Source organism: Antarctobacter sp., from assembly GCF_965277915.1.
GTDB lineage: Bacteria > Pseudomonadota > Alphaproteobacteria > Rhodobacterales > Rhodobacteraceae > Antarctobacter.
Genome location: NZ_OZ255849.1, coordinates 235,155 through 248,171 on the forward strand (window position 1 = coordinate 235,155; position 13,017 = coordinate 248,171).

Below are 13,017 nucleotides of genomic sequence, written 5' to 3' on the forward strand. Positions count from 1 at the left end.
CAAGAGGCCGAAGACGCCCTTCAAACTTCCTCAATGGAGAAACCCATGAAGACCCTTCTGATGACCACCGCCGCCACGCTCCTGGCTGGCTCGGCCCTTGCCCAGTCGATCACCGTCGGCGCGGCCAATATCTCGGACTACCTCGATCCGGGCCGCGACCATTCGAACGTGGGCTCGCAGTTCTACTACAACAGCTTCGACACGCTGATCGATCGCGACCATTCCAAGCTGGAACCGGAATGGGTGCCCGCGCTGGCCACCGAGTGGAAACTTGTGGACGACACCACGATGGAGCTGAAGCTGCGCGAGGGCGTCAAGTTCCACAACGGCGAAGACATGACCGCCGATGACGTGGTCTTTTCCCTGAACCGGATGTACCAGGCGACCTTTGCCCCCTATGTCGTGCGCTCCAAGGACCGCCTGGCGAACTTTGCCGAGGCGGTGAAGATCGACGACTATACCGTTCAGATCAAGGTCGAACGCCCCGAACCGCTGTGGGAAACGCTGGTTTCGCTGCAACAGGTCATGATCATCCCCGAGGACTACACCAAGGCGCTGACCGGCGATCCCGAAGTGGCCGAAGACGGCGATTTCGAGGCCTTCTCGCTGGCGCCCGTCGGCACCGGCCCCTACGCGATCTCGGAATTCGTCCCGGGGCAAAAGGTCGTCTACTCGCGCTTTGATGAGTTCTGGGGCGACCGTGCGCCGCTGGAACAGGCCACCGTCATCCGCATCCCCGAAACCGCTAGCCGCATCACCGCGCTGAAAACCGGCGAGGCGGATATCGTCACCAACATCGCACCCGATCAGCTGGACCTGATCAACGCCGATCCGAACCTCAAGACCGAAGGTTCGGCCACGGCGCTCTTCCACGTCATGATCATGAACGTGAACCACCCCAACCTGGTCGACCCCAAGATCCGCCAGGCCATGTCGATGGCGATCGACCGCGACCTGCTGAACGAGGCGCTGTGGCTGGGCAAGGCGATCGTGCCCTCGACCCACACGATGAAAGAGATGGGCGAGCTGCACATGCCCGAGCTCAACACCTTTGAATACAACCCGGAAAAGGCGCGCGAGCTGCTGGCGGAATCCTCCTACGACGGCGAGGAAATCGTCTTTGACGCCTACCCGGTCTACTACACCAACGGTGTTCTGGCCGCGCAGGCCATCACCGAGATGTGGGCCGAGGTCGGCATCAAGGGCCGCGTGAACGTGACCGAAACCTGGACGGGCGCAAGCCCCGACCTGATGGCGCGCAGCTGGTCGAACCCGATGTATTTTGCCGACCCCTTCGGCTCGTTCGGGGTGATGTGGGCGCCCAATGGTCCGTCCGAGGGGTCCGGCCGTTTCAACACCGATGCGGAATATGCCGCGATCTGGGAACGCTTCCGCTTTTCCAAGGACATCGAAGAGCGCAAGGCCGCCTATGCCGAGCTGATGGACCGCATCAAGCAGGATCCGCCGGTCCTGCCGCTGTACCGTCCTTTCGAAAGCTGGGGCATGAACAAGGGCATCGACTGGGCGCCGCAGCCCGGCCACATCCCCTACGTGCTGGACTTCCGCTCCGGCGCCATCGCGCTTGCCGACAGCTGAACCGTTCCGGCGCGTCCCTGACCGGGGCGCGCCACCCCTCCCTTCAGGACCAGACACATGACCCTTCGCATCGCCATCGTCACCGACATTCACCACGGCGAGCCGGCCCAGAGCAAACGCGGGGATGCCGCGCTCGCGCTGATGGCCGAATTCGCAGACTGGGCCAATGCCGAAGCGCCCGATCTCGTGCTTGATCTGGGCGATCGCATTTCCGACGTCGACGAGGAAACCGACCTGCGGCTGGAGTCCGAGGTGGCCGAGGCCTTCAAGGCGGTCAAGGCCCCGGTGCATCACGTCAACGGCAACCATGACCGGGACTACCTGAGCACCGCCCAGAACGAGGATATCCTTGGACAAAGCCTGCAGAACCAGCTTCTGGATTGCGGTGACTGGCAAATTGCCCTGTGGCGCGCCGACCCCAAGATCACCCGCAGCGAAAGCCTCCACCGCTTCACCCTGCCGGAAAGCGACCTGCTCTGGCTGTCGCGCACCATGCAGGCTGCGGAGAAACCGACCCTCGTGGCCAGCCATGTGCCTGTGTCCGGACATGGTCAGACCGGGAACTACTGGTTCGAACGCAACGAAGAGGTCTCACGCTACCCCGAAAGCCCGCGTGTCCGGCAGGCGCTGGCACAGGCGTGCGTGCCGGTGGTCTGCATCGCCGGACACGTCCACTGGAACACGGTAACCACGGTCAACGGCATCACCCATCTGACCCAGCAGAGCCTCACCGAAAGCTTTACCACCCAGGGCACCCCCGCCGGTGCATGGGGGATGCTGGAGCTGTCGGACACGGTGCATTGGCAAGTCTTCGGCAAGGATCCGTTCGAGGCGCGCATCACACCGACAGCAGGGCGCTGGACGCCCCCGATGGGGCGGTTCTGACCCATGCTTGATGCTCCCGTCCTTTCCGTAAAATCGCTCTCGGTCGCCTTTGGCAGTCATACCGCCGTGCGCGATCTGTCCTTCGACATTCACGCCGGGGAAACGCTGGCGCTGGTCGGTGAGTCCGGCTCCGGAAAATCGGCCACCGCGCTGTCGGTGATGCGCCTGATCGAACGCGAGGGCGGGCGCATTTCGTCCGGGCAGATCCGGTTGGGTGCGCAGGTGCCGGTCGACCTGGCGCAATTGTCCGACCGCGCCATGCAGGCGTATCGGGGCAACCGCGTCTCGATGATCTTCCAGGAGCCGATGACCTCGCTGAATCCGGTCATGCGGATCGGCGAGCAACTGGGCGAGGTGCTGCGCCGTCACCAAGGGCTGAGACGGGCCGAGGCCCGCATTGCCGGGGAACGCGCGCTGGACCAGGTGCGTATCCCGGATCCGGCGCGCCGGCTGGACCAGTATCCGCACGAACTGTCCGGCGGGTTGCGGCAGCGGGTGATGATTGCCATTGCTCTGGCTTGCCGCCCGGACGTGCTTATCGCCGACGAGCCGACAACCGCGCTGGACGTCACCACGCAGGCCGAGGTGCTGAAGCTGCTGAAAAGCCTGCAACGGGAAATCGGCATGGCAATCCTGTTCATCACCCATGACATGGGCGTGGTGGCGGAAGTCGCCGATCGTGTGGTCGTCATGCGGCACGGCAACACCGAGGAGGTCGCCCATACCAGGACCCTCTTCAATGCGCCCCAGTCGCAATACGCGCGCGATCTCATGGCGGCGACGCCCAAGCTGGGCCAGTCGCCCTTGAGACCGCAGGTTCCGTCCGTGGCGCCGGTACTGAAGGTCGAAGGCCTGTCAAAAAGCTTTGCCCGCAGCGGCGGATTCCTGAAGCCGAAGGTCAAGGTGCCCGCGGTCAAGGACGTGTCGTTCGAGATCCGCCCCGGAGAGACTTTGGGGCTCGTGGGGGAGTCCGGCTGTGGCAAGTCCACCCTGTCGCGCGCCCTCATGCGCCTGATCGAGCCGGATGCCGGCCGGGTGATCCTGGACGGCAGGGAGATCACCGAACTTGACGCACAGGCCCTGCAACAGGCCCGGGCGAACGTACAGATGGTGTTTCAGGACCCATTCGCCAGCCTCAATCCCCGCATGAAAGTCCGCGATCTGATCACCGAACCGGCCTATCTGCACAGCGGCCTGCAGGGGGCCGCCCGCACGAAACTGGCGGCTGATCTGCTGGACATGGTGACGCTTGATGCCTCGGCTGCCGACCGCTATCCGCACCAGTTCTCGGGCGGCCAGCGCCAGAGGCTCTGCCTTGCACGCGCGCTGTCCGTCTCGCCAAAGGTGATCGTCGCAGACGAAGCCGTATCCGCGCTTGACGTCTCGACCGCCGCCCGGGTCACGACGCTGATGCAGGATCTTCAGGACAGGTTGGGCATCGCATTCTTGTTCATCTCGCACGACATCGCCGTCGTCGAACGTGTCAGCCACCGGATCGCGGTCATGTACCGGGGCGAGGTTGTCGAAATGGGCGAGACCGCGCAAGTGCTGCGATCGCCCCGCCATCCCTACACGAAGGGCCTGCTATCTGCCGTGCCCAGTCCCTTTCCATCTGGGCCATCCCGCGGCATTGGTCATGTGCCTCCGAGCGATGCTCTGGTCTTCTCTCGTGGATAGATTTCCCTCGAAGACGTAAGCGGCGCCAACCGGGGAAGCGGGAGGTGCCTGCGTCTTGCGGCCACACGACCGGGCGCAAGTTTACGCCGGCGGCGAGCCCGCATCCCTCTTGACGTGGTCGCGGCGCAGGCGGGTCCGAAGGCAGTACTTTTCTGGCGTTTGACGCATTGCTGCGCGCCAGTTGGTGAAGAACTGACCTTCGGCCTGTTTGGAACCCGGTTCTCACGAATGCCGGAGCAGCGAGCAATGTTCCGGGCCCTCTGCGCGTCGCCTGATCTCATAAATGTCTGGAATACTAGTATTGCAACTCGCAAACTGGAATACTAGTATCGCGTCCAAGCAGGGGAGGACCACGATGAGCGACACACTCAAAGTGCTTGTGCATGGCACAGGCTTTGCCGGCGAGGGGCATGCCGATGCGTTCCGGGCAGCCGGCGCAGACGTCGTGGGGATGGTCGGACGGACAGAGCATGTGGTCCGTGCGGTCGCTGACAAGAAGGACATTTCGTACGCGGGGACGGATTGGGCGAAGGCGCTGAACGCCTGCAAGCCTGACATCGTCTCGATCGCGACACCCGGCGGAGCACATTACGACCCGATCAAACAGGCCATCGCCCATGGCTGTCACGTCTTTTGTGACAAGCCGATGACCGCAACCGGGGTTTCGGCCGTGGAACTGCGCGATCTTGCACAGGCCAGAGGCGTCAAGACCGCCTACGCCGCGAGTTTCCGTTATACGCCCAGCGTCCAGCACGCCAAGCGGCTTGTTGCCGAGGGCGCCATAGGGACCCCGACAGAGGTCGAGTGCATTTCACACTTCAACCTTGAACGTGACATCCCCTTTGGCTGGTCGCACCGCGCCGAAGCGGGTGGCGGGCGGCTCAACAACAACTTTCCCCACACGCTGTCGATCGTGACCGACGTGATCGGTGACGAAATCATTCAACTGACCGGGGAGGTCCGGGACGACCTGGGCCGCGCACCGATTGTCGAGGGGGTGCATAATTTCGCAACGCGCCGGCAGCACATCCCGAAGGACCTGAACGATCCGTCGCTCAAATGGGGCGAGAGCAACGTGGAATGGTCCTATACCGTCATGGCGCAAATCGACAGCGCCCTGGCCGAACGCCCGGTTTCGGTCCTGTTCAAACATGGCGGGCTTGTGCCGCGCTTTGGCGACGATCACATCGTGTTCTATGGCACCGAGGGCGCGATCTACCTCAAAGGCCATTACGGCAGTGGGCAGCTTTCGCACTACACCCGCGAAACCGGCTGGAGCGATTTGCCGCTGCCCGACGATATTGTCGCCGCCACGCCGGACGTGGCCGGAGAAACAGAGCTTTGCTGGCATGTCCTCGCCCGGGATTTCGTCCGCGACATTCAGGGGCAAAGCGCCCCGGCGTATCCCACATTCCGCGAGGGCGCGCAGTACCAGCAGATCATCGACCTGATCCGCAGCGGTGGCACCGTGACCGACATACCGGCGCTGGGGCAGGGAGGCGCACGATGAAAATCACCGATGCCAAGGTCTTTGTCGGCGGGCCGAAGAAGAATTACGTCACGCTCAAGATCATGACCGATCAGGGCGTCCATGGGCTTGGTGACGCCACGCTGAACAACCGCGAAACGCTGCCGGCGCATTACCTTGAAAACTACCTGATCCCGAACCTGATCGGGAAAGACCCGCGCAACATCGAAGACATCTGGCAGTTCTTCTATCGCGGCGCCTATTTTCGGCGCGGGCCGATTGCCATGGCGGCCTACGGAGCCATCGACATGGCGCTGTGGGACATCAAGGGCAAGCTGGCGAACATGCCGGTCTACCAATTGCTGGGCGGAAAAAGCCGTGAAGGCGCGATGGTCTATGCCCATGCCACGGGCGCCGATCTTGAGGATCTGATGGACTCGGTCGCCCATTATGTCGAGCAGGGCTACAAGGCGGTGCGCGTGCAATGCGGCATCCCGGGAATGCCCTCTGCCAGTTACGCGGTGCCCGAGAAAAAGGGCGACGTAAAGAACTACATCACCGACTACACGGGCATCCAGCCAAAGGTCGAGGTCTGGGATACGGATCGCTACATCCGCTACATGCCCGATGCGCTGGCCGAAATCCGTGACCGGTTTGGCCCGGAGTTGCATATCCTGCACGACGTCCACCACCGTCTGCTCCCCCGCGAGGCGGCGGAATTCGCCAAGGCGGTCGAACCCGTGCGGCTGTTCTGGATGGAAGATCCGACCCCGGCCGAGGATCAGGACGCGTTGCGCCTGATCCGGCAGCATTCGACGACACCCATCGCCATCGGAGAGGTGTTCAACTCGATCTGGGACTGCAACAAGATGATCGAGGCCGAACTGATCGATTTCATCCGTGTGGCCGTCACCTATTGCGGCGGCATCACGCATACGCGCCGGGTCGTCGATCTTGCCGGGTTGCATCACGTTCGCACCGGTTTCCATGGCGCCCCCAGCCACTCGCCGATTTCCATGGCCGCACAGCATCACCTGAACGCCTGGGCGCCGAACTTCGGCGTGCAGGAATACCTGGTGCTGGGCACGCCGGAGTGTGACGCGCTGTTCCCGTCGGAACACCGGATGGAAAACGGCATGGTCCATGTCAGCGACGCACCGGGCCTTGGTGTCGATTTCGATGAACGGGAGGCCGCGCGCTACGAATATGCTCCCGGCGCTCATCCGGTCGTCCGTCTGGAAGACGGGACGATGTGGAATTACTGACACCACCCCGTCCGCATAATGGCGTCGCGCCAGAGACGCACAGGGGCAAGAAAGCCGACCGAATGACCGAACCCACAGAGACCGGCCCGATTGGCATCGCCTTGATCGGTGCCGGCATGATTGCCAAGACGCACATCCGCGCGCTGGGCGCCATGCAGGACATTGCAGACCTCAAGGCGATCGTCTCACGCAATCCGGACAAGGCACGCCCGCTTGCGGAATTCTATGACGGGCCACCCCCGGCATTTACCGCAGACCTCGCCGCGATCGCGAATGACCCGTCTGTCGAGATCGCGATTGTCGCCACGCCGCCGAACGTCCGCAAGGCTGTGATCGAGCCGCTGGTGCGGGCGGGCAAGCACATCCTGCTGGAAAAGCCGGTCGCACGCACGGTGCAGGAGGCTTGCGAGATTGCAGAGATCTGCGAGCGCGCCGGGGTCACGCTTGGGGTGTTGTTCCAGCACCGTGTACGGGCCCCGTCGCGTGCGGCCGCGCGCCTTGTGGCTGGCGGGACGCTGGGGGCACTCGGGCTGGTCGAGATTTCCGTGCCGTTGTGGCGCGATCAGTCCTACTACGATGAACTTGGGCGGGGAACCTATGACCGCGACGGCGGCGGCGTGATGATCACCAATGCGGTGCATTCCATCGACCTTGCGCTCAGCCTCACGGGCCCGGTGACGCGTGTCCAGGCGATGACCGCGACCACACCGTTGCACCAGATGGAGGCCGAGGATCTGGCGGTTTCGGGGCTGGAATTCGCCTGCGGGGCCGTCGGCACCTTTGTCGCCAGCACCGCGATGTTTCCGCATCGAACCGAGGTGATCCGGCTGCACCACGAAAACGCCAGTCTCAAGATCGACAAGAACGGACTGGAGGTCAGCTGGCGCGACGGCCGCGTACAGACCGAGGCGCAGGCCGCGCAGGCCGGGCCGGTTCGTCCGCTGACCGGCAATCACGAATGGCATGGCGCCGTGATCAGGGATTTCGTGGAATCCGTGCGCTCTGGCGGCAAGCCACTTGTGACAGCGCGTGAGGCGCTACGGTCTCATCGGGTGATCGAGGCCATCCATTTGTCTTCGCAATCCGGCAGCAGCGTGAATGTGGACCTATGATCGGGATGAGCGTAGGCGGGTTCAAGGATACAAGTTTGTGCGATCTTCGTCACGAAATCCGTCGAACATCCCAGTCGTTGCAGAACCACTTCACTTCAAACTCGTCGGGCAAAAACTGACCTAGCCACTTCCGAAAGGCCGGGCCAAATGCTCTGAGCAGGTCAACTCTGTCCGGTCCTTCACGAACCCAATATGCCGCGCGTCCGACACCTGTGACCCCATGCGTCGGACGAAAATAGGCGCAGCCGAGATAGGCCTCATCGGACGACCGGATCGTCCAGGAAAACGCAAAACGCGCTTCAAACTCACGTTCGTGCCGGGCCAGATCGGCGAGGTTGCTTTCATAAGTCACGCCCTTTGGCCAATTGTCACCGAATAGGCCATCCAGAATCGGTCGGGACTCGTCGATCGCCGCGAAGTCCTCATCGGCATCAAGCGGAGAGAGGATGGCCAGGTCGAACCCGGCAAGGAATGTCCGCACTGGAAAAGGCGTGTCGGCGAATTGAGGATGGGCATCCATGACTATTTCCTTGGCTGGGCTGGTCAGACCGTCCAATCATCCCGTCGATGCTACTCCGATAGTGTTGCCTGTTTCCACGCCCCCTTGTAGAGCCTCGCGTGAAAGGCTGGGAACTTCACCAACTCCTCCACCAGCAGCAGCGACAGGACCCAGACCGCAGGCAGGTCCAGCCAGAGGACGGCGAGCGCCGTGGCAGGCACCCGGAACAGCCACTGAGACCAGACGAAGATGTGCATGACATAGATCGTGTCGCCGCTGGCCCGGAGTGTGTTGCCGCATATCGCGTTCGATCCCTTCGGAAATGGCAGGATCAACAGGATCGGAAGAAAGGCCAGAAGCGTGGAGCGGGTCTCGACGCTCAGGTCCTGGTACAGGAGGTTTGCGGACAGGCAGACACCTGCAAGGAGCAAAGCGACAAAGCCCGCCGCGACAAAGGCGCCACGCCAAGCGCGCGACAGGAAGGCATCCAGCACCGCCGCGGGCTGCCGTTGCCCCAAAAGCTGCGCCACGATGATCCCGGAGGCCTGCGCCCATTGCATCCCGATCGTGCCCGTCACCATGATCCAGGGCGCGATCAGAGTCATCGCGGCAAAGGCGTTAAGGCTGAGATTGGCGTAGATCAGCGTGCAGACATGGGTGGCGAAGGTTGCGCTGAAGAAGGTGGCGGCAATCGGCAGGGCAAAGACGAAGTGCCGTTTCAGCGTCGGGGCAAAACGCGTCTGTCGCCAGCCCGAGACACGCATCAGGTAACCGTCCGTCCGCAGAAGGTTGGCACCGAGGAAGGCAACCTGCACCGACGCGGCAATGGCGCTGCCCATCGCCGCCCCGGCCACGCCGAAGGCGGGCAACCCGAGAAGGCCGTGGATCAGCACGACGCTGGCGGCCACGTTCACCGGCAGCGACAGGCAAAAGCTGTAGAGGGGCAGGCGCGTGCGCCCGCAGCCATTGAAATAACTCGACATGCACTGGCCGAAGGCTTCGCCGATGATGACGAGCGAGAAGATCGAAAGGTAGCGCGTGGCCAGCCCCGCAACCTCGGCGCTTGGGGCCATCGCGGCGACGACAGGGCCGCCGAACACGGTGATCGCGGCAAGACCGGCAGCCCCAACCAGCAGGCTGATGGTCAGCCCCGCGGCGAGGGCGGACTTGAGGTAGACGGGATCGCCAGAGCCGGCGGCCTGTGCCGTTCGGATCTGCATGGCGTTGGAGAAGGCAAGGATGCCGCCCAGAACAAAACCCGCGACGGCCGCGGCCAGTCCCATGGCCGCAAGCGACGCCTCGCCCAGCCCCGCGACGAGGTAGGCGTCGATCACGACGGTGCCGTGCAGCATGATCGCCTTGAGGGTCATGGGCCAGGCCAGGGTCAGAACATCCCTGGCCGTGGGAGATCGGGCGCCGGCCTGCGCAGCTGGCGGCATTTCGGTTGTCACGATGGGGTCCGTTCAGTTCAGGCGCGCTGCGCTTGGTGGCTCAGCGGTCTTCCGGTTCGAAGTAGTTTGCATTGTTGGTTGAGATGCGATTGATCGTCTCGTCGAGGCGCGAGAGGTGCAGCACGCCGGCGGCGACCGCGCGCTCGGGGTCGTGCGCCTTCACCGCCTCTGCGATGGCGCGATGGTCGTCCACCAGCTCGGGCATGCGGGATTCCTTGTCCATCCCCAGCACACACAGTCGGTCGACCTTGGACTTCTCGGCGAGGATCACGTCGAAGGCGAACTCGGCCTGGGCGATGGCGCAGAGAGTCTTGTGGAACTCATAGTCCAGCGCACCGAAGGCGTCGAAGTCCCCCGCCTTCACGACCGCTTCCTGCTGGATCAGCGCCGCATCCAGCTGGGCCGCTTGGACCCCGTCGCAGCGTTCAGCGGCGCGGCGCAGCACCTCTTTCTCCACCGAGGCGCGCACGAAGCGGGATTTCTCGATCTCGCGCATCGAGAAGCGTTTCACCTCGGTGGCGCGCTGTGGACGGATGAGCAGCAGGTCAAGATTGGCAAGGCGGTTGAACGCATCGCGCACGGGCTGACGGGACACGCCGAAACGTGCGGCGATGTCCGCCTCGGAAATCCTGTCTCCGGGGCGCAGCCGCAGGCCGCTGATTTCGTCGTAAAGGTAGTCGAATATGTCGTCGACGCTTGTTCGCCGCTCTCCCACCGGGGCCGTCTGAACCATCTCTCTTCTCCTGCATATGCGCCGGCCCAAGCGTTCACGCCAAATGGCGCGCCGTTTGACGTGCGCAATAGGGTTTTAGCCCAAGTCCCGGGGGATGCCCACCCAAATTTAGACTAGTATACCAGTTTAGTTACTAGTATACCAGATTGCACGGCCACGAATCGGCCGGTGGCATCAACGCATCACTGGGAGGCGATGCGGAAAGCGGGAGGGGATATGTCCGGCGTTACTCTTAAAGGACTCGTCAAGGCTTACGGGGCTGTCCAGGTCGTTCACGGGATCGACCTCGAAGTTCAGGAGCAGGAATTCGTCGTGCTGGTCGGGCCATCCGGCTGCGGCAAGTCCACCACGTTGCGCATGATCGCGGGGCTGGAGGAGATCTCGGACGGCGATCTGACCATCGACGGCCGGCACGTGAACCGCGTCGCGCCAAAGGATCGTGACGTGGCGATGGTGTTCCAGAACTACGCGCTCTATCCGCACCTGAACGTCGCCGACAACATCGCCTTCGGCCTGCGTATCCGCAAGGAAAGCAAGGACAAGATCGCATCTTCGGTGGAGGAGGTCGGCGGCATTCTCGGCCTGACGCCCTACCTCGAGCGTCGCCCGGCGGACCTGTCCGGCGGCCAGCGCCAGCGGGTCGCCATGGGCCGCGCCATCGTGCGCCGCCCCAAGGTGTTCCTGTTCGACGAGCCGCTGTCGAACCTCGACGCCAAGCTGCGCACCCAGATGCGCGCCGAGATCAAGCGCCTGCACAAGCGGCTTGGCGCGACCTCGATCTACGTCACCCACGACCAGGTAGAGGCGATGACGCTGGCTGACCGGATCGTCGTCATGCATGACGGCCGGATCGAGCAGATCGGCTCTCCGATGGAGCTTTTCCTGAACCCGGCCAACACCTTTGTCGCCGGGTTCCTTGGATCCCCGCCGATGAACATGGTCAAGGCCACGGTCGTTGCGGGCGATCAGGGGCCGGTGGCCGAATTCGACGGCCAGCGCGTCCAGCTTCAGCAAATTCCGTCGCTGACCAACGCAGTCGGGCAGGAAGTCATCCTCGGCATCCGCCCCGAGTTCGTCGCCGTCGCGAACCAGGACGATCCGAACCTGATCAATCTCGACGTGGACCTCGTGGAAACGCTGGGGTCGGAGGCGCTGATCCATGCCAGCCTGCAAGGCGAACCCTTTGTCATCCGTACCGACACCGTCGGCCAGATGCATGTGCTGGACGGGATCCGCGGGTTCACCATCGAACCCCACCTCGTGAAGGTCTTCGACGCCAAGTCCGGCGAGGTGCTGCCGGGGCAGGTGCTGGAACAATGACCAACGATCCCAACTTTACCGGTGCCGCCGGACCGACGACCGAGGAACTGGTCTTCGATGCCAAGGAGGCCCAGCGCCGCCGCAAGCCCAACACCATGCAGCGGGTGGGCGACCACCTGAAGCGGGAATGGCAGCTTTACGTGATGCTGATCCCGACGATCCTCTGGCTGGCGATCTTTCTATACAAGCCGATGTACGGGTTGCAGATCGCCTTCAAGGACTACTCGATCTTCCGCGGTGTCGCGGACAGCCCCTGGATCGGGCTGGAGCATTTCCAGACCCTGTTCGGCAACGACCAGTTCATCCGCGCACTGCGCAATACGATCATCATCAGCTTCTACGGCCTGATCTTCGGTTTCCCGATGCCGATCCTGCTGGCGCTGATGTTCAACGAGATCCTCAAGCAGAGCTTCAAGAAGACGGCACAGACCATCGTCTACCTGCCGCACTTCGTCTCTTCGGTGATCATCGCGGGTATCGTCATCACGGCCTTCAGCCCAAGCGCGGGCATCGTGAACACCATCCTCGGATGGCTGGGGATGGACCCCATCTACTTCCTGACCAAGCCGGAGTGGTTCCGCCCGATCTTCGTCGGCACCGGTATCTGGCAAGAGGCGGGTTTCCAGTCGATCGTCTACCTCGCGGCCATCGCGGGTGTTTCTCCGACGCTCTACGAATCCGCGGTCGTGGACGGCGCAAGCCGCTGGCAAATGATGTGGAAGATCACCCTGCCGTCGATCCTGCCGACCATCATCATCATGCTCATCATCCGGATCGGCAACATGCTGGAGATCAGCTTCGAGATGATCATCCTGCTCTACCAGCCGGCCACCTACGAGACCGGCGACGTCGTCAACACCTTCATCTATCGCCAGGGCATCCAGGGCGGCCAGTACGACCTTGCCGCTGCAGCGGGCCTGTTCAACGCGGTGGTGGCCTTCGTCCTGGTGATGACGGCGAACGCAATCTCCAAGCGCTACTCGCGCACCTCGCTCTGGTAAGGGGGAGAGC

11 protein-coding genes are annotated in these 13,017 nt (G+C 63.1%); 8 read left to right on the plus strand and 3 right to left on the minus strand.

What is annotated here, in order from left to right; translation table 11 throughout:
* The first annotated feature begins 45 nt into the window (after positions 1-45).
* The 6 genes from ACQY5B_RS02065 (at position 46) to ACQY5B_RS02090 (ending at position 8,003) form a co-directional block, all read left to right on the plus strand.
* A complete protein-coding gene (locus ACQY5B_RS02065; RefSeq protein WP_420326590.1) occupies positions 46-1,596 on the plus strand; it encodes an ABC transporter substrate-binding protein in 1,551 nt (516 codons plus the stop codon).
* Between the two features lie 57 nt (positions 1,597-1,653).
* Positions 1,654-2,481: a metallophosphoesterase family protein gene (locus tag ACQY5B_RS02070; RefSeq protein WP_420326589.1), complete on the plus strand. Its 828-nt coding sequence runs from the start codon at positions 1,654-1,656 to the stop codon at positions 2,479-2,481.
* A gap of 3 nt (positions 2,482-2,484) precedes the next feature.
* Positions 2,485-4,158 carry an ABC transporter ATP-binding protein gene (locus tag ACQY5B_RS02075; RefSeq protein ID WP_420326588.1) on the plus strand — a complete coding sequence of 558 codons (1,674 nt, stop codon included), beginning with the start codon at positions 2,485-2,487 and terminating at the stop codon, positions 4,156-4,158.
* Positions 4,159-4,513: 355 nt separating this feature from the next.
* On the plus strand, positions 4,514-5,668 hold the full coding sequence (locus tag ACQY5B_RS02080) for a Gfo/Idh/MocA family protein (RefSeq protein ID WP_420326587.1): 1,155 nt from the start codon (positions 4,514-4,516) through the stop codon (positions 5,666-5,668).
* The gene (gene manD / locus ACQY5B_RS02085) at positions 5,665-6,891 is read left to right on the plus strand and encodes a D-mannonate dehydratase ManD (protein ID WP_420326586.1); all 1,227 of its coding nucleotides are present in this window, start codon (positions 5,665-5,667) and stop codon (positions 6,889-6,891) included. The genes ACQY5B_RS02080 and manD overlap by 4 nt, the downstream gene beginning before the upstream one ends.
* A gap of 62 nt (positions 6,892-6,953) precedes the next feature.
* On the plus strand, positions 6,954-8,003 hold the full coding sequence (locus tag ACQY5B_RS02090) for a Gfo/Idh/MocA family protein (protein ID WP_420326585.1): 1,050 nt from the start codon (positions 6,954-6,956) through the stop codon (positions 8,001-8,003).
* A 49-nt stretch (positions 8,004-8,052) separates the two neighbouring features.
* On the opposite strand, the gene ACQY5B_RS02095 is transcribed toward ACQY5B_RS02090, so the two are convergent.
* The 3 genes from ACQY5B_RS02095 to ACQY5B_RS02105 are packed head-to-tail and all read right to left on the minus strand — an operon-like array spanning position 8,053 to position 10,686.
* Entirely contained in the window at positions 8,053-8,559 is a 507-nt protein-coding gene (locus ACQY5B_RS02095; RefSeq protein ID WP_420326584.1) for a hypothetical protein, read from the minus strand.
* Between the two features lie 14 nt (positions 8,560-8,573).
* Positions 8,574-9,953, minus strand: coding sequence for an MATE family efflux transporter (locus tag ACQY5B_RS02100; protein WP_428400315.1), 1,380 nt, complete (start codon positions 9,951-9,953; stop codon positions 8,574-8,576).
* Between the two features lie 40 nt (positions 9,954-9,993).
* Positions 9,994-10,686, minus strand: a complete 693-nt coding sequence (locus tag ACQY5B_RS02105) for a GntR family transcriptional regulator (protein ID WP_305971765.1) — start codon at positions 10,684-10,686, stop codon at positions 9,994-9,996.
* Positions 10,687-10,902: 216 nt separating this feature from the next.
* Here ACQY5B_RS02105 and ACQY5B_RS02110 point away from each other — a divergent pair, with 216 nt between their 5' ends.
* Both ACQY5B_RS02110 and ACQY5B_RS02115 read left to right on the plus strand, forming a co-directional pair.
* On the plus strand, positions 10,903-12,006 hold the full coding sequence (locus ACQY5B_RS02110) for an ABC transporter ATP-binding protein (RefSeq protein WP_305971764.1): 1,104 nt from the start codon (positions 10,903-10,905) through the stop codon (positions 12,004-12,006).
* A complete protein-coding gene (locus tag ACQY5B_RS02115) occupies positions 12,003-13,007 on the plus strand; it encodes an ABC transporter permease (protein WP_305971763.1) in 1,005 nt (334 codons plus the stop codon). Before ACQY5B_RS02110 ends, ACQY5B_RS02115 begins: the two co-directional genes overlap by 4 nt.
* Positions 13,008-13,017 lie beyond the last annotated feature (10 nt).

What these genes read in the sequence shown, in the direction of transcription:
- ACQY5B_RS02065 (WP_420326590.1), top strand. Translation starts at nt 46, where the DNA reads ATGAAGACCCTTCTGATGACCACCGCCGCCACGCTCCTGGCTGGCTCG.
- ACQY5B_RS02070 (WP_420326589.1), top strand. Translation starts at nt 1,654, where the DNA reads ATGACCCTTCGCATCGCCATCGTCACCGACATTCACCACGGCGAGCCG.
- ACQY5B_RS02075 (WP_420326588.1), top strand. Translation starts at nt 2,485, where the DNA reads ATGCTTGATGCTCCCGTCCTTTCCGTAAAATCGCTCTCGGTCGCCTTT.
- ACQY5B_RS02080 (WP_420326587.1), top strand. Translation starts at nt 4,514, where the DNA reads ATGAGCGACACACTCAAAGTGCTTGTGCATGGCACAGGCTTTGCCGGC.
- manD (WP_420326586.1), top strand. Translation starts at nt 5,665, where the DNA reads ATGAAAATCACCGATGCCAAGGTCTTTGTCGGCGGGCCGAAGAAGAAT.
- ACQY5B_RS02090 (WP_420326585.1), top strand. Translation starts at nt 6,954, where the DNA reads ATGACCGAACCCACAGAGACCGGCCCGATTGGCATCGCCTTGATCGGT.
- ACQY5B_RS02105 (WP_305971765.1), bottom strand. Translation starts at nt 10,686, where the DNA reads ATGGTTCAGACGGCCCCGGTGGGAGAGCGGCGAACAAGCGTCGACGAC.
- ACQY5B_RS02110 (WP_305971764.1), top strand. Translation starts at nt 10,903, where the DNA reads ATGTCCGGCGTTACTCTTAAAGGACTCGTCAAGGCTTACGGGGCTGTC.
- ACQY5B_RS02115 (WP_305971763.1), top strand. Translation starts at nt 12,003, where the DNA reads ATGACCAACGATCCCAACTTTACCGGTGCCGCCGGACCGACGACCGAG.